The 17,902-nt window shown below is 37.4% G+C and carries 19 protein-coding genes; 14 read left to right on the top strand and 5 right to left on the bottom strand.

Annotation, left to right across the window (positions count from 1 at the left end):
• Positions 1–342: 342 nt before the first annotated feature.
• The 7 genes from LB467_RS07885 to LB467_RS07855 all read left to right on the top strand — a co-directional run bounded on the left by LB467_RS07885 (position 343) and on the right by LB467_RS07855 (position 6,283).
• The gene (locus LB467_RS07885; RefSeq protein WP_224473490.1) at positions 343–603 is read left to right on the top strand and encodes a thiamine-binding protein; all 261 of its coding nucleotides are present in this window, start codon (positions 343–345) and stop codon (positions 601–603) included.
• Positions 587–1,219, top strand: a complete 633-nt coding sequence (pnuC, locus tag LB467_RS07880) for a nicotinamide riboside transporter PnuC (protein WP_224473489.1) — start codon at positions 587–589, stop codon at positions 1,217–1,219. Before LB467_RS07885 ends, pnuC begins: the two co-directional genes overlap by 17 nt.
• On the top strand, positions 1,180–1,758 hold the full coding sequence (locus LB467_RS07875) for an AAA family ATPase (protein ID WP_224473488.1): 579 nt from the start codon (positions 1,180–1,182) through the stop codon (positions 1,756–1,758). Before pnuC ends, LB467_RS07875 begins: the two co-directional genes overlap by 40 nt.
• Entirely contained in the window at positions 1,748–3,298 is a 1,551-nt protein-coding gene (locus tag LB467_RS07870; RefSeq protein ID WP_224473487.1) for a DUF4301 family protein, read from the top strand. Before LB467_RS07875 ends, LB467_RS07870 begins: the two co-directional genes overlap by 11 nt.
• 6 nt (positions 3,299–3,304) lie before the next feature.
• Positions 3,305–3,706, top strand: coding sequence for an alternative ribosome rescue aminoacyl-tRNA hydrolase ArfB (arfB, locus tag LB467_RS07865; protein WP_224473486.1), 402 nt, complete (start codon positions 3,305–3,307; stop codon positions 3,704–3,706).
• Positions 3,707–4,149: 443 nt separating this feature from the next.
• Positions 4,150–4,491: a hypothetical protein gene (locus tag LB467_RS07860; RefSeq protein ID WP_224473485.1), complete on the top strand. Its 342-nt coding sequence runs from the start codon at positions 4,150–4,152 to the stop codon at positions 4,489–4,491.
• 439 nt (positions 4,492–4,930) lie between these two features.
• Entirely contained in the window at positions 4,931–6,283 is a 1,353-nt protein-coding gene (locus tag LB467_RS07855) for a sigma-54-dependent transcriptional regulator (RefSeq protein ID WP_224473484.1), read from the top strand.
• Here the strand turns inward: LB467_RS07855 and LB467_RS07850 are convergent.
• Entirely contained in the window at positions 6,273–8,690 is a 2,418-nt protein-coding gene (locus tag LB467_RS07850) for a hybrid sensor histidine kinase/response regulator (protein ID WP_224473483.1), read from the bottom strand. The genes LB467_RS07855 and LB467_RS07850 overlap by 11 nt on opposite strands.
• 292 nt (positions 8,691–8,982) lie before the next feature.
• On the opposite strand from LB467_RS07850, the gene LB467_RS07845 reads away from it, so the two are divergent.
• Positions 8,983–11,364: a TonB-dependent receptor gene (locus LB467_RS07845; protein ID WP_224473482.1), complete on the top strand. Its 2,382-nt coding sequence runs from the start codon at positions 8,983–8,985 to the stop codon at positions 11,362–11,364.
• 45 nt (positions 11,365–11,409) lie between these two features.
• Here LB467_RS07845 and LB467_RS07840 read toward each other — a convergent pair whose 3' ends face one another.
• Positions 11,410–11,841: a Rieske (2Fe-2S) protein gene (locus LB467_RS07840; RefSeq protein ID WP_224473481.1), complete on the bottom strand. Its 432-nt coding sequence runs from the start codon at positions 11,839–11,841 to the stop codon at positions 11,410–11,412.
• A 120-nt stretch (positions 11,842–11,961) separates the two neighbouring features.
• On the opposite strand from LB467_RS07840, the gene greA reads away from it, so the two are divergent.
• From greA to LB467_RS07825, 3 genes are all read left to right on the top strand, one after another.
• Positions 11,962–12,438, top strand: a complete 477-nt coding sequence (gene greA, locus LB467_RS07835; RefSeq protein ID WP_224473480.1) for a transcription elongation factor GreA — start codon at positions 11,962–11,964, stop codon at positions 12,436–12,438.
• Positions 12,439–12,541: 103 nt separating this feature from the next.
• The gene (locus LB467_RS07830) at positions 12,542–12,931 is read left to right on the top strand and encodes an HIT family protein (RefSeq protein WP_224473479.1); all 390 of its coding nucleotides are present in this window, start codon (positions 12,542–12,544) and stop codon (positions 12,929–12,931) included.
• On the top strand, positions 12,931–13,341 hold the full coding sequence (locus LB467_RS07825) for an acyl-CoA thioesterase (protein WP_224473478.1): 411 nt from the start codon (positions 12,931–12,933) through the stop codon (positions 13,339–13,341). Before LB467_RS07830 ends, LB467_RS07825 begins: the two co-directional genes overlap by 1 nt.
• On the opposite strand, the gene LB467_RS07820 is transcribed toward LB467_RS07825, so the two are convergent.
• On the bottom strand, positions 13,338–14,492 hold the full coding sequence (locus LB467_RS07820; RefSeq protein WP_224473477.1) for a sensor histidine kinase: 1,155 nt from the start codon (positions 14,490–14,492) through the stop codon (positions 13,338–13,340). The genes LB467_RS07825 and LB467_RS07820 overlap by 4 nt on opposite strands.
• A gap of 112 nt (positions 14,493–14,604) precedes the next feature.
• Here LB467_RS07820 and LB467_RS07815 point away from each other — a divergent pair, with 112 nt between their 5' ends.
• The 3 genes from LB467_RS07815 (at position 14,605) to aat (ending at position 16,616) form a co-directional block, all read left to right on the top strand.
• Positions 14,605–15,483, top strand: a complete 879-nt coding sequence (locus tag LB467_RS07815; protein WP_224473476.1) for a flavin reductase family protein — start codon at positions 14,605–14,607, stop codon at positions 15,481–15,483.
• A 1-nt stretch (position 15,484) separates the two neighbouring features.
• Positions 15,485–15,859 carry a DUF3127 domain-containing protein gene (locus LB467_RS07810; RefSeq protein ID WP_224473475.1) on the top strand — a complete coding sequence of 125 codons (375 nt, stop codon included), beginning with the start codon at positions 15,485–15,487 and terminating at the stop codon, positions 15,857–15,859.
• A 109-nt stretch (positions 15,860–15,968) separates the two neighbouring features.
• Complete coding sequence (gene aat, locus LB467_RS07805) at positions 15,969–16,616, top strand: leucyl/phenylalanyl-tRNA--protein transferase (RefSeq protein ID WP_224473474.1); 648 nt, start codon at positions 15,969–15,971, stop codon at positions 16,614–16,616.
• On the opposite strand, the gene LB467_RS07800 is transcribed toward aat, so the two are convergent.
• Together LB467_RS07800 and LB467_RS07795 are read right to left on the bottom strand one after the other, a co-directional pair.
• Positions 16,608–17,306, bottom strand: coding sequence for a DUF2490 domain-containing protein (locus LB467_RS07800; RefSeq protein WP_224473473.1), 699 nt, complete (start codon positions 17,304–17,306; stop codon positions 16,608–16,610). The two genes, aat and LB467_RS07800, sit on opposite strands and share 9 nt — an antisense overlap.
• Positions 17,287–17,874, bottom strand: coding sequence for a hypothetical protein (locus LB467_RS07795; protein ID WP_224473472.1), 588 nt, complete (start codon positions 17,872–17,874; stop codon positions 17,287–17,289). Before LB467_RS07795 ends, LB467_RS07800 begins: the two co-directional genes overlap by 20 nt.
• Positions 17,875–17,902: the final 28 nt, after the last annotated feature.

Here is a 17,902-nt window from a genome sequence, read left to right as displayed (position 1 = left end):
GGGCTATTGAGCGATCGATGTTGAATAAATTTTCCACCATACATTCGTCCGCTTAAAAAACAATATTTTAAAGATACAAAAACTTAGCAACTAATTGCATACCAGTTGATGGAGGTAGGTTTAATGTTGGGCCAAAAATAACTGTTAACCGCGCAGAAAATTTTTAAAAATCAATATATTAATCCGAATTATTAATGAGGAGTTTAGCCTTAGAAATTTTCCTTTATATCCATCTAATTTTCCGGGTTAGGTGATAACAATACTAAATTCAAATCTTTAAATTTGGCTTCCACGGAAAATTTATTCAAATTCTAATGTTTCCGCAGGATAAAAAAATCAACTATGAAAATTTCAGTAGAACTTACATTAAGTCCGTTGCAGGACGATTTTGAACCAAAAATTATCGATTTCATCAAAAAATTAAGAGCTTCAGGTTTGAGGGTAAAAGAGACCCCGTTAAGCACACAGGTTTATGGAGAATATGATGAGGTAATGGCTTTGCTAAATTCAGAAATAAAAGGAGCTTTTGAGGCCCTGGACCGCGGACTTATCTATATGAAGATTGTGAAATCAGATCTTAGCGACTATGCAGCCGATTTTTGATTTTTTCTTCGATCAATATTACGGATATCCTACCTTATTCATCATCCTTGAAATAATCGCGGTAATTTTCGGTTTTCTTTCGGTACTATATTCAAAGCAAAACAACATTCTGGTTTATCCCACCGGGATTATAAGTACCATGATCTTTGTTTACCTCCTTTGGCAATGGGAGCTGCTTGGGGATATGATGATAAATGCTTACTATTTTTCTATGAGTATTTACGGTTGGTATATTTGGACCCGTAAAATAGATGAAGAACATTTTACGCCCATAACCAATACCACCCGGAAGGAGAACTGGCAAAGCCTGTTTATTTTTATTGCAACCTTGATTTTTGTTTTCGCTGTTTACGAATATTTCGATAAATGGACCAGCTGGACCGCTTATGTAGACACTTTTACGACAGCAATATTTTTTGTGGGAATGTGGCAAATGGCTAATAGAAAGCTTGAAAACTGGATTTTCTGGATTATTGGCGATGTAATTTCGGTACCGCTCTATTTTTATAAAGGCCTTACCTTAACGGCCCTTCAATATTTTGTATTTACTATAATCGCTATTTACGGCTATAAAGCATGGCAGAAAAACTTGCGCAACGACCTTCGTCCGTCATAAAGGTGGTCCTTTTTGGGCCTGAATCTACCGGAAAAACAACGCTGGCAGAGATGCTTGCAAAGCATTATAATACGCTTTGGGTAGAAGAATTTATGCGGGATTATCTTCAGGAAAAATGGGATAAAGAACAAAAAGTTTGCGAGCCAAAAGATATGGTTCCCATCGCTGAAGGTCAAATAAAACGTGAAAATGAGCTCACTCAAAAAGCCAATAAACTCTTGATTAGTGATACCGATCTTTTAGAGTTAAAAGTTTATTCAGAAGCCTATTACGAAAGTTTTTGTGATCCTCAACTTCTTAAACATGCGTTAAACAACTTTTATGATCTCTACTTTTTAACGTATATTGACGTACCGTGGACTCCCGATGACCTTCGGGATAAACCAGAAGACCGTATTGGGATGTTTAAAAGGTTTAAAGCTACACTTAAAAGCAGCAAAAAACCTTATGTTATTTTAAAGGGTGATCTCGATGAACGCTTTAAAACCGCGGTAAGGAAAATAGACGAACTTTTAAAAACAGATAGACGTGGAGTTTAGCGAAATAGATATTTTGCAGATTGAAGAAAAAGGATTGTCAACTCAGGAAGTTGAGAGGCAAATCCAAATTTTCGAAAGAGGAAATATAAAGGTAGATATTCAACAGGCAGCAACGCTGGGTAACGGAATTTCCGCCTATTCATTTGAAGAACAGAAGAAGTTTATTCAAAAATTTGAGGATAAAAAAGAGCATCTGAATCTTTTAAAATTCGTTCCGGCTTCCGGTGCGGCTACTCGAATGTTTAAAGCATTTCACAACTTTGCCGCTGAGTATAATCCGGAGAACAGCTTAAGGGATTATCTGGATAGAAAAGGAGATAAAAGCCTGCAGTTGTTTTTTGAGAAAATAGAGAAACTTCCATTTTATGAGGAGGCTTCTAAAAAGGCTAAAGAAAACCACACAGATTTTTCAGAAAAGTCTAATCGCGAAAAGCATTTAATTTTGGTGAAAACCATGTTATATGAAAAGGGACTTGGATTAAGCGATCTGCCCAAAGGCTTAGTTCCTTTTCACCAATATAACGATTACACTGCCACAGCTTTTGAAGAGCACTTGCATAGTGGAGCGAAATATCTTTCTGTAAATGGTGTGACAAAATTGCACTTTACCGTTGCAAAAGGTGACAAAGAAAAGTTCGAAAAGGAATTTGAAAATATAAAGCAACGAGTAGAAGAAGCTACAGATTCTAGATTTGAAATTTCTTATTCTTACCAGGATCCAAAAACCGATACTATCGCGGTAGATAAGGAAAATAAACCATTTAGGGACGAAGACAATAAAATATTTTTCAGGCCTGGCGGGCACGGTGCTTTAATAGAAAATCTCAATCAACAGGAAGCCGATCTTATCTTTATTAAGAACATAGATAATGTGGTTGTAGCTACTAATCTTCCAAAGGTAGTAGAGATGAAAAAAATGCTGGGAGGAAAACTAATAGCCTTGCAGGAACAGGTTTTTGAATATATGCAAAATCTTGATGGTGGGAATAATTCTGAAGCAAAACTGGATGAGATCGCCGAATTTGTAGAGAATGAGCTTTTCGTAAAAATAACATCTACTTTCGCAAAATTTACCGGGGAAGAAAAAACCCAGTATTTGTGCAAAAAACTCGACCGACCATTAAGGGTATGTGGTATGGTGAAAAACGAAGGTGAACCTGGTGGCGGACCTTTTCTGGTTAAAAATGAAGACGGAGAGATCTCGCTTCAAATTATTGAGGGGGCGCAAATAGATAAGGATAATTCAGAACAAATGGAAATCCTTAATGACTCTACACATTTTAATCCGGTAGACATTGCCTGTAGCCTTAAAAATCATAAAGGAGAAAGTTTTGATCTTCATAATTACGTAGATGAAAATATGAGTTTTATCGCCGATAAAACCAAAAACGGAAAACCTCTAAAAGCTCTAGAGCGTCCCGGTTTATGGAATGGAGGTATGGCTTATTGGAATACGGTTTTCGTAGAAGTTCCTGTAGAGACTTTTAACCCGGTGAAAACGGTGGCCGATCTTTTAAAACCATCGCACCAGGCAAAATAGCTAGTTTTGGATGAAGAACAAATAACACGGGAATTAAATTTTAAAGCCGTGCGTAGTTCGGGTGCCGGTGGGCAACACGTTAATAAAACTTCTTCTAAAGTTGAGCTTTACTTTGATTTAGAAGCTTCAGAAGGACTTTCTGCAGAAGAAAAGCAGCGTTTATTTAAAAAACTGGTTTCCAGGTTAACTAAAGGAAACCTTTTGATTCTGCATAGTGAAGAGAGTCGAAGTCAGCATAAGAATAAAGAACTTGCTATAAATAAGTTTTTTGATTTGCTGAAAGAGAATATTAAAAAGCCAAAACCTAGAAAGAAAACAAAACCCAGCAAAGCCGCAAAATTAAAACGTTTGAAGGCAAAGAAAATCAATGCAGAAAAGAAAGCCAGAAGGAACGATCCTCTAAAATAGTTGAGGCAGTTTTCTACATAAGTGTAGAAAAATTCCACTTTAATTGCCCGAATTTCTGGATGAGTTTAAATATATTTAGTTTTAAATCACTAATTTACAATAGTTTGAAAAACGGGAGCTTTTACTGGTATAATTTTGTATATACTAGTAACGCTAAATTAATATTGAAATATAGCAGCTTAAGATACTGTTGTATAATTTAGATTTTCGGAGAAAAAGAGACCTTAGGGTCTCTTTTTTTGTTCCAGCTTTTTTGAAAGTCTACATTTCTACATAATTTTCTCTTAAATACCCTACTTTTCTACATAACGAATTCCCAATTTGTATTCATGTATTTATTAAAAACCTAATAATCAACATATTAAATGTAAAAAAGAACTTTTGGTATAATTCTTCCTTATTAAATATCATATTTAAACCACAAAACTTAAAACCTTATTATTATGAAAAAGTTAGGAATAACCTTAGTGGCTGCGGCCGGAATGTTTATGTTCACTCAAAATGTGCAGGCACAGGTAGAGGAGCCAGAAGAAATAGAGCAAATTGAAACCGTAGAAGAAGCTCAGGAGAAGAAAGATGATTACAAAGCAGTAGATGTACTGGCGCTTCCACAAGCAGTTAAAGATGCGGTAATGACCGATATGAATGGAGCCGTGGCTGAGGAAGCCTGGGTGAAAGAAAAGGATGGAAAGTCTGTTTATAAGCTTGCTCTTAATACAGACGGAGTGAAAACTAAAGCTTACATCGATCAGGAAGGAAACTGGATCGAGAAAAAAGATAAATAATTTTAATTATTTCAGTAACCACTGCTAACTAACCATAGAGATTTCCGTTGGATTTATTTGCCCTACCAAATCATTCAGCGGATTTTTCTAATAATTCAAGCCGGAATTTAAGAGAAGCCAACTCCTTCGGCACCAGATAAACAGCATAAAGTAATTAAAAATTCTGTATATTTAGATTAGAGTAGAATGAATAACTTAAGCGGTTTAAGACTCATGGGTCTGTTGACTAACACTGTATACCGGTTAAGCTAAACGGAGAGATTTTATGATGATTGTGCTCTATGCAATCTGGAAAATGGATACCACCTAATGACATTTTTAATAAAAATTTAGATTGTCATTGATAGAGACCTTTAACGAGGTCTCTTTTTTTATGCTTATTTTAAACCCAATGAATTTTAGATTGTTAAATTTGCAAGAAGGGTTAAATTAAAAATCAATGACAAAAATTCTTATAGTTGAAGATGATGTTCCTTTTGGGACTATGCTGAAAACTTTCCTAATCAAGCGCGACTATAAGGTTGAATTGGTTTTTTCTGGATTGGAAGCTTTTAAAAAACTGAAAGAGAATACTTTTAACCTTATCCTTTCTGATGTTAGGTTGCCCGATACCAGTGGACTTGATATTTTAAAACAGGTAAAGGCTGAAAATGCCGAAACGCAGGTTATCATCATGACCAGTTATGCTGAGATTAGTATGGCGGTAGAGGCAATGAAAAATGGCGCTTTTGATTATGTTTCCAAACCTTTTAGGCCAGAATCTATTTTACAAACTATAGAAAATGCCTTAACCCATACCCAGGTTCAACCTAGCACACCGATAAGAGTTGAAAAGCCGAGAAAAGCTGCATCAATACAAGACTCTAGTTTTGTTAAAGGAGTTAGTGAGGCTGCATTAAAACTGAGTGATTATATAGAACTTGTGGCGCCTACAAATATGTCAGTTTTAATAATGGGCGAAAGTGGAACTGGTAAAGAGCAGGTGGCAAAAAGCATTCATCAGCAAAGCAAGCGTGTCGGGGCTCCTTTTATCGCTGTAGATTGTGGTGCTATTCCACGGGAGTTGGCTTCCAGTGAATTTTTCGGCCACTTGAAAGGTTCTTTTACCGGGGCTATAAACGATAAAACCGGCCATTTTGAAGCCGCAAACGGCGGTACGCTATTCCTGGATGAAATAGGAAATCTAAGTTATGAACTCCAGGTACAACTGTTACGAGCACTTCAGGAAAGAAAAATTAAACCGGTAGGCAGTAATAATGAAATACATGTAGATATTCGGGTGATTACCGCTACCAATGAAGATCTTGCGCAAGCTGTAAAAGATGGGGAATTTAGAGAAGATCTTTATCACAGATTAAATGAATTTTCAATTCAAGTCCCTGCTTTAAAAGATCGAAAAGAAGATTTAATGCTTTTTGCAGAGTATTTTCTGGATGAAGCCAATACCGAACTTGAAAAAAATGTAATTGGTTTTACTGACAGTGCTATTGAAGCATTTAAAAATTATAACTGGCCGGGTAATCTTCGGGAACTAAAGAATATGGTGAAACGTGCGGTGTTGCTTACACAGGATGAAATGATACCTCTAAAAGTGCTTCCGCACGAGATAGCAACTGCTACCCAGTCTAATACTAAAACCGAATACAGCTTGTTTAAAAATAAAAACGAGGAACAACTAATTTTAGATGCTTTGGAGAAAGCCGGTGGAAATAAGAGTAAAGCGGCGAGGTTACTTTCTGTAGATCGTAAAACTCTTTACAATAAGCTTAAACAATACGACATTAAACTTTAATTTCCTGTTCTAATTCTTCCATTAAATTCAAAATATCGGCTTTGAGTTGCTGAAATTCTTCTTCTGAAAGAACTCCATTTTGTTCCAGTCTTTCAAATTGTTTGGCCTGATGCATTGCATTTATCTGCTTTAGCATAGGCACCATTTTATGAGCCAGCCTCGCTACTTCTCGTGTATCATTATTTTTTCTGGCCATAGCTATAAGCTCAATTTGTGACCTGGAGCTTTCTATAAAAGCTTCTAAAATAGTTTGCACCGCTTTTTGATCTCCTGCTGAAAAATCATAAATATCCTGAAGATCGTAATTGTTATTTCTTGAATGCTGAAGATTGTTGTTTACCTGTCTTTTGAGCTCAAGTTTAAATATTTCGGCTATATTTTGCTGAAGTTTCCCAGGTTTGTAGGGTTTTAAAAGGCTCTTGTTAAATCCGGCGAGTTTGTATGTTTCTGCATCAACATCTGTTCTGCCCGATAAAGCAATAACCGGTAGTTCCTCAATCTTATACTTTTTCCTGATGTTTTTGATAAGGTCGAAGCCATCCATTTCAGGCATTTGGATATCGGTTAATACCAGGGAATATTTTCTGGTCTCCAACTTTTTTAACGCATCATTACCATTTAAAGCGGTATTGCATTGCATACCCATAGATTTTAGCAATTCCTGCGTTAAAGAAAGCTGAGAAGGTTCATCGTCTACAATAAGTACTGTTTTTCCTGTAAGGTCCGGTAACTCTGGTGTAGCAGGTGGTTCAGGTTTTTTCGGTTCTTCAGTGGCCAGTTTTCTAACAGGAAGAAAAACCGTGAATTCACTGCCCTCGCCCTGTTTGCTTTTCAGCTTTAAAGTGCCTTTTAGTAATTCAGTAAGACTTTTTGTAATGGTAAGTCCCAGTCCGGTGCCGCCGTAGGCTTTTTCAATCCTGGTGTTTTCCTGTGAAAATTCTTCAAATATCTCCTCCTGTTTTTCTACTGAAATTCCAATTCCTGTATCTTTTACCGAAATGATGAGACAATAACTATCTTCTATTTCTTTTTTAAGATGAATACCAACTCTTATTTCTCCTTCGTGGGTAAATTTACACGCGTTAGTAATTAGATTGGTGATAATCTGTTTTATTCTAAAAGGATCGCTTAGTACGCGGGTGTCTGTTTCTTCTGAAGCTTCAAAAATTACTTCCACATCTTCATTTTTTGTTGCTGGTAAAGAATTGTAGACGGTATCTTTTATAAGTTTTGCTGGGTTAAACGGCAGCTTTTCAATAGTCATTTTTCCGGCTTCAAGCTTAGAAAGGTCTAGCAAATCATTAACCAAATGTAGGATGAAATTAGATGATTTTTTCACCTGCTCCATATAATGGGATTGCTTGGTATTGAGGGAAGATTTTTCAATAAGGTGGGTATAACCAATAAGCGTATTTAGGGGAGATCTTAAATCGTGTGTAATGGCTGCCATAAATTGCTCCCGCCTTTTTAAAAGCATTTCAGCAAAATCTTTCGCATCTTCCAATTCCCTCCGGTATTGCTGACTTTTTGTAATATCCTTAATTATAAGAATAAGCGATAATAATATAATAAGGAAGCTTACAATTCCTGCAATAAGAAAAATTTGCGAACTCTCTTTTATCATAGTTTGAGAGACTTTAGCCCTTTGTATAGAGGCTTCCCGTTCTTCCAGCTCAATTTTACCAAGCAAACGTCTTAGTTGCTGGTTAATAATCATATCGTTTTCCAGAAATTCCCGCTCTTTTTCGTCTACGGTATTTTGAAAACGCCGGTTGGCAACTTCAAGCTCACTCAAGACATTTCTAACCGAACCAATTATTGAATCTGCGGTGCGATTGGTAAGTTTTTCGGCATTGTCTTCACGGGAATATTCCAACCACCTAATTAACAACCTGCGCTGGTGTGGTTCCAGGTTGGAGAAACGTTGACTGTAATTATAATCGTCAAAAGAAGGGTCTACCTTCTTAAGTTCATTTAGAACCTGGGAATAATAATTCTGGTTGCGTTGTTGTTCCCTGAGTTCGTAGAGTTCCTTTAGGTTAGTAGTCTTATCTGAGAGCAATTCAGCAATACTATCCAGCTCATTTTTTATAGAACTTTCTGCATAACTGGATTTTAAACTTTGTATATCCAGTTGAATGTTATCTATCTGATTTTGGTATTTCTCCAAATCGGCTTCATTTCCGGTTTGAATAAGTTGCCTGCTTAGGTTTTCGGTCTCATATAGGCTTGTGGTAATATCACTCAGCATAAAAAGCTGCTCGTTATTGTTATTGTTATTTTCGGAAACCTGACTAAAAGCAACTACCTGGTTCCATACAAACCATACGGCAATAGCAGCCAGGGCGGCTATCAGGAGATATCCGCCAATCACTTTATAGGTTATAGAGCGCTTTGTATTTCGCATAAAATTGTTGCAGCCAAAATTACACCATTTAAACGAAATGAAATAAAATTATGGAATTTCCATAAAAGCTTTATACATTTGCCGCAAATCTCAAAGGGGTGCCGCTTAAGTGTGGCTGAGATCATACCCAAAGAACCTGGGCAGGTAATGCTGCCAAGGGACACGCGCCAGAAGCGCAAAACGTATGTTACTCCTGAAAATGCCAAAACACCGGTGGGCAGTTTCAGGATTTTTTTATCTAATTTTTAACCAAAGAATAATAGCCCCTTTTATTCGTAAATAATTCTTACGAATGAAAACTTTATTATTTCTTACCGGCCTCTGCTTTATTTCACTGCAAGCCGTAGCTCAAACACACACTTTACAGGGAAAAGTAACTCGTGGTGACAAACCGGTAGAAGGAGTGGCCGTTTATGCCGTAGAATCTGGCGATGGCACTTCTACCGATGAAAACGGGAGATACAGCCTTCAGCTTGAGGAAGGGGAGTACAAGCTTGTTTTTACCTTCGGAAATCAAAAAAGCTTAAATGTAAACCTCGATCAGGATAAAACCCTGAATGTAGACCTTAGTGATGCCGAGGAAGTGCTGGATGAGGTTTTTCTTTCTTCGGTAAGGGTAACTGCTAAATCGCCTATTACTTACAGTAACCTTACTAATGAAGAAATTGAAGATCGTAACCTGGGGCAGGATATTCCTGTGCTTATGAGTTATATGCCAAACGTGGTTACTACCAGTGATGCCGGTGCCGGCGTGGGCTATACCGGGATTAGGGTGAGAGGTAGTGGCCCAACCAGTACCAATGTTACCATAAACGGAATTCCCTATAACGATGCCGAAAGTCTGGGAACTTTTTGGGTGAATCTTGGAGATTTCGCTTCTTCTGTAGAAAACCTGCAATTGCAGCGTGGTGTAGGAACTTCAACTAATGGGGCAGGAGCTTTTGGTGCCAGTATAAATATTTTGACCGATGGTTACAGCGAAGAGGCAAACGCCGAAATAGCCAATAGTGTAGGCTCTTTTAATACGCATAAGCACACAGTGAAATTCAGTACCGGCCTTATCGACGATCATTGGGAATTTGCCGGGCGTGCTTCCCAGATAAAAAGTGACGGGTATATAGATCGTGCCAGTAGTGATCTTAAATCGTATTTCCTACAGGGAACTTATGTAGATAAAAATACGCTTATTAAAGCCATTACTTTTGGAGGAAGTGAAAGAACTTACCAAGCTTGGTATGGTATTGATGCCGAAACTCTGGAAAATGACAGGACCTATAACCCTGCCGGAGTTTATACCGATGAGGAAGGGAATACCAAAATTTACGACAACCAAACCGACAATTACAAGCAAGATCATTATCAATTAATGTGGAACCAGAAGTTTAACGAAAACTGGTCTTCTAACCTTGCTTTTCATTATACCTATGGGCGTGGATATTACGAAGAATACGAAGAGGATGCAGTTTTAAATGAATTTGGACTTGAAAATTTTCAGGCAGGTGGAGAAGAAGTGACTACCTCAGACCTGGTCGGGACCAAGTGGCTGGATAATCATTTTTACGGAAGCGTTTTTAGCCTGAATTACCAGGACGAGGACTGGGATGTGATCTTGGGTGGTGGTTGGAACCGTTATATAGGCGACCACTTTGGAGAAGTAATCTACTCGCGGTTTGCGAGAAATAATGATCCTTATGAACCCTATTATGAAAATGTGGGAATTAAAACCGATTTTAATCTCTACGGAAAAGCAACCTATGCAGTTTCAGAGAAACTTGCCGCTTATTTAGATCTGCAGGTAAGGACTATAGATTATGAAACCGAAGGAATGTTATCTGAAGGAAATGAATTCCAGATAGATGATCATTTTACTTTTTTTAATCCTAAGGCCGGATTAACTTATGCTTTGAACGAGGAAAATCAATTCTATTTTTCATATGCCCGTGCTAATAGGGAGCCAAGGCGTAGCGATTACGAAAACGGGGAGCCGGAACACGAAGAATTAAATGATTTTGAATTGGGATGGAGACATAATACGCCTTCAGTTCAACTAAACACCAACCTTTATTTTATGGATTATCAAAACCAGTTGGTGCTAACCGGAGGAATAGACGATGTTGGTGCATTTATAAGAGAGAACAGCGGGAAGAGTTACCGTTTAGGTTTGGAAATAGATGCGGTAATTAGACTTTCAGAAAAATTATTTGTGAGACCAAACCTTGCCTTAAGCCGAAACAGAAACGTAGATTTTGTCTCTACCTGGAATGGGGAGCTGGTTGATTTTGGAGAAACCGAAATTTCCTTTTCTCCTTCTATAGTAGGTGGAAACCGAATTACTTATTTGCCAACAGAAGGCCTGGAGTTAAGCTTTCTTTCAAAGTATGTAGGCGAACAATATATGAGTAATATTGAAGCTGAAAATTCTAAACTGGATGCCTACTTTGTGAACGATTTTAATATTCAATACACCTGGAGAAATGCACCTCTCTTTAAAGAAGTTGTATTTACAGGACTTGTAAATAATATTTTTGGAGAAGAGTATGTTTCTAATGGTTATTACTACACTTTTAATGTAGAAAACCCAGATACTACAACAGGTTTACAAACCTTAGATGGCGCAGGATACTATCCGCAAGCCACTACAAACTTTTTAGCCGGAATTACTTTGAAGTTTTAATTTGTTTGTCACCTCTCTCTTCCATTTTAATGGACGGGGGAGGTTTTAATTATAAACCTCAATCATATTACCGCGACGTTCAATTCGGTAAGGTTTCATCGCGTATTGGCCTTCGCCTTCCAGTAGTTCGCCGGTGATTATGTTATATGAATTGGCGTCTTCACAGTTACAGGTTGCGGTAACACCTTCTACGGTCATTGCAGAGCAGTTACTTGGCGGATGGTTGGGGTCGCTTAATTCAAATGCGGTGTATTGTGAATTATTTATATTATAAACTACAACACCCCTTATGCCTTGGTTATAGGTAACAAAGCTGTTTCCGGGAAATTGAAGATCGTTATATTCGGGGAAATCCAGATTTAGTTGCATCCTGAAATTCAAATCTATAAGATTTGGGTTGTGACGCATATTATCGTCATTACCCGAACAAGCGCTAAAAAATGCTGAAAATAAAAGTAAAAAGAGAGTTTTTTTCATGAAATCGGCAATTTTTTCGCTAAATAATATTATTGTTTTCAAGGTGTAAATTTATTATATTTGTTAAACAAATCCCGTCGTTGCTATGGGATTTTTTGTATTTATATAAACGATGAAGTTATGAGCAAAGTATCTTATTATACTGAAGAGGGGCTAAAAAAGTTGAAGGATGAACTAAATCAGCTTAGGGATGTGGAACGGCCAAAAGCTTCTGAAGCTATTGCCGAAGCCCGTGATAAAGGAGATTTAAGTGAGAATGCCGAATATGATGCTGCTAAGGAAGCACAGGGACTTTTGGAAATGAAAATTTCTAAATTAGAAGAAGTGGTTGCAAACGCAAGGGTGATAGACGAATCTCAGCTAGACACCTCCAAAGTACTGGTACATTCCCACGTGAAAATAAAGAACACTACAAATGGTGCCGAAGTGGATTATAAACTTGTAGCCCAAAGTGAAGCCGACCTGAAAACTGGGAAAATCTCGGTAGATTCTCCCATTGGTAAAGGTTTGCTGGGTAAGAAAGTTGGTGATACGGCAGAGATCGATGTGCCTAGCGGAAAAATGAAATTTGAGATATTAGAGATCTGGAGAGAGTAAGTTTCCGGTTTTTAACAGTTTACAAAATCCTTTTCCAATACCTTTAACTAAGGTTCTGTGAAAAGGATTTTACTTTTAATTACTAATCAATTCAGAAAATATTATGGCCAGTTTATTTACCAAAATCGTAAAGGGTGAAGTACCTGCATATAAAATTGCAGAGGACAGTCAGTTTTTGGCTTTCCTGGATATAAATCCTAATTCTAAAGGGCATACACTTTGTATTCCAAAAAAAGAAGTGAACAAAATATTTGATTTGGACGAAGAAGTGTACCAGGAGTTGATGCGTTTTTCCCGTAAAGTAGCGATCGCTTTAGAAAAAACCGTGGATTGTAAGCGGGTGGGAATGGCCGTGGTAGGTCTTGAAGTTCCGCATGTACATGTACATCTTATTCCGCTAAATGACATGAGTGATATGGATTTTTCTAAAAGCGTGAAAATGAAAGATGAAGAATTCAAAAATTTAGCAGAATCTATTCACGTGAATCTTTAATGGAAGCCGAAACCTATAAGTTAGAGCTTGAGCTTAGAATAGACTGGAGTGATTTAGACATGTATAAACATGTCAATAATATCTCGTTTATGCGCTATATGCAGTCGGGCCGTGTTAATTTCTGGGAAGCTTCAGGAATTTACGAGATGTATGAAAACACCAATATGGGGACAATGCTGGTTTCAACGCACTGTGATTTTAAAAAGTCGCTATACTATCCCGGGAAAGCCATAGTGAAAACCAGGCTTGATTTTATGAAAAATTCCAGTTTCGGTTTAAAGCATATTATTTTAAATGAAGACAATGAAATTTGCGCTGAAGGTAAAGATGTGGTGGTTTGTTATGATTTTGAAAAAGATTCAACCTTTAAGATTCCTGAAGGTTTAAGAGAGAATCTTTCTAAATTCTAAACCTTCCGAAGGGAAATTTGAAAAGTGGTCCCTTTTTTTAATTCGCTTTCAGCTACTTTAATTCTTCCGTGGTGATAGCCTTCAATAATCCGTTTTGCTAACGACAACCCAAGGCCCCAGCCCCTTTTTTTAGTGGTATGCCCGGGTTCAAAAATAACTCTGAATTTATTTTTTTCAAGTCCTTTTCCCGTGTCTTTAATAAATATATGTGCCCACTTTTGATCTTCCTGAATTTCAATATGTAATTTTCCTTTTCCGCGCATAGCATCTATCGCATTTTTCACCAGGTTTTCTATGGTCCAGCTATAAAGTTGACGGTTAAGCATTACCGGAATATAAGCTTCAGGAGCATCTATAGAGAATCCGATAAGTCTGGAACTCCGTGATTTTAAATAATCGAAACTATTTTGAGTAGCTTCAATAATATTGGTCTTCTCAAGAATTGGAGAAGAGCCTATTTTGGAGAACCGCTCGGTAATGGTTTCAAGACGATTAATGTCCTTTTCCATTTCAACTATGTAAGACTCGTTAACGTTTTCCTGTTTCAGGATTTCAGTCCAACCTATAAGGGAAGATAAAGGTGTTCCAATTTGATGTGCTGTCTCCTTGGCCATTCCCGCCCAAAGTTTATTCTGTTCGCTATTTTTTGTGGTAGTGTAGAAAAAATAAACTACCCCAATAAAGAGAAAGCCTATAAGTACCAATCCAACGGGATAATATTTTAGACTATTAAGAACAGGGGAATTTCCGTAGTAAATATATTGTTTTTCACCATTTCCAAGATTAATGATTATAGGAGCATTTTCAGCTTTTAGAGTGGCCAGAAGTTGCTCGGCCTGTTGCTCATTTTCTAATTTATCGGGATCAATATTGGTGGTATAAGCAATTTCTCCATCGGTATCTGTATGAATTATGGGTATAGTGGTATTGTTATTAAGAATTTCGAGAATAAGATCAAGATCGGCATCTGCCGGGGCTGGGTCCCGGTCTAAAGCTTCCTGGGCTTTTGCCCAAATATTCATTTTAGCTCGTTCATCTTGTTTTAAACGCTGAAAAAAGATGCTGGTATTCCATAAAACGAGCCCTACTACTATAAGACATGAAATAATAATAAACCAGCGATTAAAATTGCGTTCGTCTGTGAAGTTCATACAGGCCTTTGAGCTTTAAAGGATTTAAAGATAAGCGTTTTTAAACGAATTTTATTGCGTGCTGTAGCTTTTCATTCCTTGTTGGTTTCGTTACCTTTGCCAAAAAATATATATGCTTACAATAGATCCTAAAGAGGTGGGCACGGGCAAGCTTCATCGTTATTTGCTAGGTGCCATTGGTCCAAGACCTATCGCATTTGCCAGTACCATTGATGCGGAAGGCCGGCCAAATTTATCGCCTTTCAGCTTTTTTAATGTTTTTGGATCTAACCCGCCAACATTGATTTTTTCCCCTGCACGAAGGGGCCGGGATAATACGGTAAAGCATACCTACACTAATGTTAAAAATATAGATGAGGTAGTGATCAATATTGTAAATTACGATATTGTGCAGCAAATGTCCCTTTCCAGTACCGAATATGCCGAAGGTGTAAATGAGTTCGAAAAAGCAGGATTTTCAATGCTAAAGTCTGAACTTGTAAAACCCTTTCGGGTGGCTGAATCACCGGTGCAATTTGAATGTAAGGTGAAACAGGTTATTGAAACCGGCCAGGAAGGCGGCGCGGGAAACCTGGTGATCTGCGAAGTCCTTAAAATGCATATCAACGAAAGTGTTTTAGACAAAGATGGATTTATAGATCAGCATAAAATAGATCTAGTAGCCAGAATGGGTGGAAACTGGTATAGTCGCGCAAACCTTGGAATGTTCGAGGTGCCAAAACCACTTTCTAGTTTGGGGATTGGAGTAGACGCTATTCCTGCGGAAATTAGGGAAAGTAAAACCTTAACTGGAAATGATTTAGGTAAATTGGGGAATGTGGAGACACTTCCAAAAGACGAGGAAATTGTAAGCTTTATAGCTGAAGATAAAGATTTGGCCGAATTAGTGAAAACAAATAACAAGAAAGATATTCATACCCGGGCACAATTGTTTTTAGAGGAAAACAATACCGATGCTGCCTGGAAATTATTATTAGCAAAAACAGAGTAAGATGGAAGTACAAGGCAAAATTAAATTAGTTGGAGAAACCAAGACCTTTGGGAATAACGGTTTTAGAAAGAGGGAAGTTGTTGTAACTACAGAGGAGCAGTATCCGCAACATATTATGATAGAATTTGTTCAGGATAAAACAGATTTGCTTAACAACTTTCAGGTAGGGCAACCGGTAAAAATCGGGATTAACCTAAGAGGCAGGGAATGGGTGAGCCCGCAAGGCGAAACCAAATATTTTAACTCTATCCAGGGATGGCGAATAGAAAACCTACAGGCAGATCAATCAGCAGGTGGGGAAAATGTACCGCCGCCAGATAATTTTGAGCCCGCAAATAACCTAAATGAAGAAGATTACGACGATCTTCCGTTCTAGGGAAATTAAGAAGAAAATTCAATTCAAATTATAAAAAGCTTAGCATCCTATTAAGAGGGCTAAGCTTTTTCTTTTTGTACTTTTCTGTTTCACCTATAATCCCTGAAAATTGCATTTTTTACAACATAACGAGAAATTCCCACCTATTTCTGAAGCCGATGAGCAGGGGCTTTTGGCTATTGGGGGCGAGTTGAGTATCCCGAGATTAATCTACGCTTACAACCACGGAATTTTCCCCTGGTACGATGCTTCCCAACCTTTGCTTTGGTGGAGTCCAGATCCCAGAATGGTTCTTTTTCCAGAGAAATTAAAAGTTTCAAAAAGTATGAAGCAGTTGCTGAAAAAGAATGCTTTTGAAGTGACTTTTAATAAAGATTTTAAAGCAGTGATAGAAGCCTGCGCCGAAATTAGGAGGGATGGGCAGCACGGCACCTGGATTACCCGGGAAATGATAGATTGTTATATTGAGTTACATGAATTTAATATAACCCATTCTGTAGAGGTATGGCAGGATGGGAATTTAGTGGGTGGCCTTTATGGAATCTACCTAAGCGATAAAAAAGTTTTTTGTGGCGAGAGTATGTTTACAAAAGTTAGCAATGCTTCAAAATACGGATTTATCACCCTTGTTAAAAAGCTAAGGGAAGATGGCGTAAAACTTATAGATTGCCAGGTTTATACCCAACATTTGGAAAGTTTGGGCGCTGAAGAAATTTCACGGGATGAATTTCTGGAATACTTAGGTGATTTAAAGTGATAAAATAACCTCACTTGTTATAAACAATTCGCTGGCTGGATTTCCGGTATAATCTTCATAGCGATATTGAAGGCCTAAAGTAGCTTTGGTTTTTGCCCAAATCTCATTTCCCAGGGCCAGGGAAAATCGTTGTTCTAATTTTGGCCGCTCTTCACTTCCCACGCTGAATAAAGCTTCAGTATTTCCAATTATAAAGAATTCATTTGGGTCTACGCGTTGTCCGCTTAAAGGCAATTCTACTGAAAATCGATAACGGGTTCTATATGTAGTGATCTCCCTTAAACGTTGTTCAAAACGCGCACGATGAGCCACCTTCAAAGAATTATATTTTCTGGAATGTCCAAACTGTTCTACAATTCTTACTTCGTCCTGAATATCCTTATCAAAAATTTCTTTAAAACGGTATCTTATACCTAAACTCAACTTACTATAAAAACCAACTTCATAACTGGTGAAATGTGAAAGCTGAAGGTGCTTAGCATCAAAGTTGTACTCCCCGTCTTCATAAATTATATCCCTGTTAGATAAATTGAAGTTATAAGACCAGCGGGAATCAGGGTCTATATTTATCGTAAAATCGGGATCTATTAGCATGCTAAAGTTTTCCTGGGCTTTAGTGTTTTGAATTCCGAGGAATACAAAAATCAGGAAAAATAAAAATGAAGATTTTTTAGAATATAAGGTAGTCATAGGAGTTTCTTATTATTTCCCGTTCATTTTTAAATTGACCTTTTTTATTAAAAAGCATTTCATATTTTTTCAGTTTACCCTTGTTTTTTACCGCCACTATTATTTCATAATTATCGGGCTGTTGCGTATCAAATGAAAGGGATTTTAGTAATAATTTTTCAGCAGAACTTTCACTTGCAGAATTTGGTAAATATTGCGCCTGAATTTTCTCCAACTTATGCCGCTCATGATTTTTCTCCAGATGAGTTTTAATATTTTGGAGCGTTTTTTCTGGAAGTTGCTTTTCTTTTAAGGTGACTTCAACATCCTGTAGTTTCCCGTCTTTGCCAAATTCTACACTAAAAATAGAACGTTTAAATTTAAACTTGGTTTCGAAACTCTCCTCTTCGCCATCGGTCTGGTAATAATAGCGTAACCTTCTAGCCTTCTCGGGAATTTTATCAATCAAAAAGAATGCGTCCTCAGGCATTTCCTCCCGGTCTATACCTTCTTCTCTTTCTATCTTTTTATCCTGAGCTTGTGCCAGGGCAGTAAAAAGTATAAATGTTATTATAAATAGTTTTTTCATCTGCTAATAATTTTAATTCCGGTATGGG

Source organism: Salegentibacter tibetensis (assembly GCF_020164485.1).
GTDB classification, from domain to species: domain Bacteria; phylum Bacteroidota; class Bacteroidia; order Flavobacteriales; family Flavobacteriaceae; genus Salegentibacter; species Salegentibacter tibetensis.
This window is presented reverse-complemented; position numbering and strand designations above follow the sequence as displayed.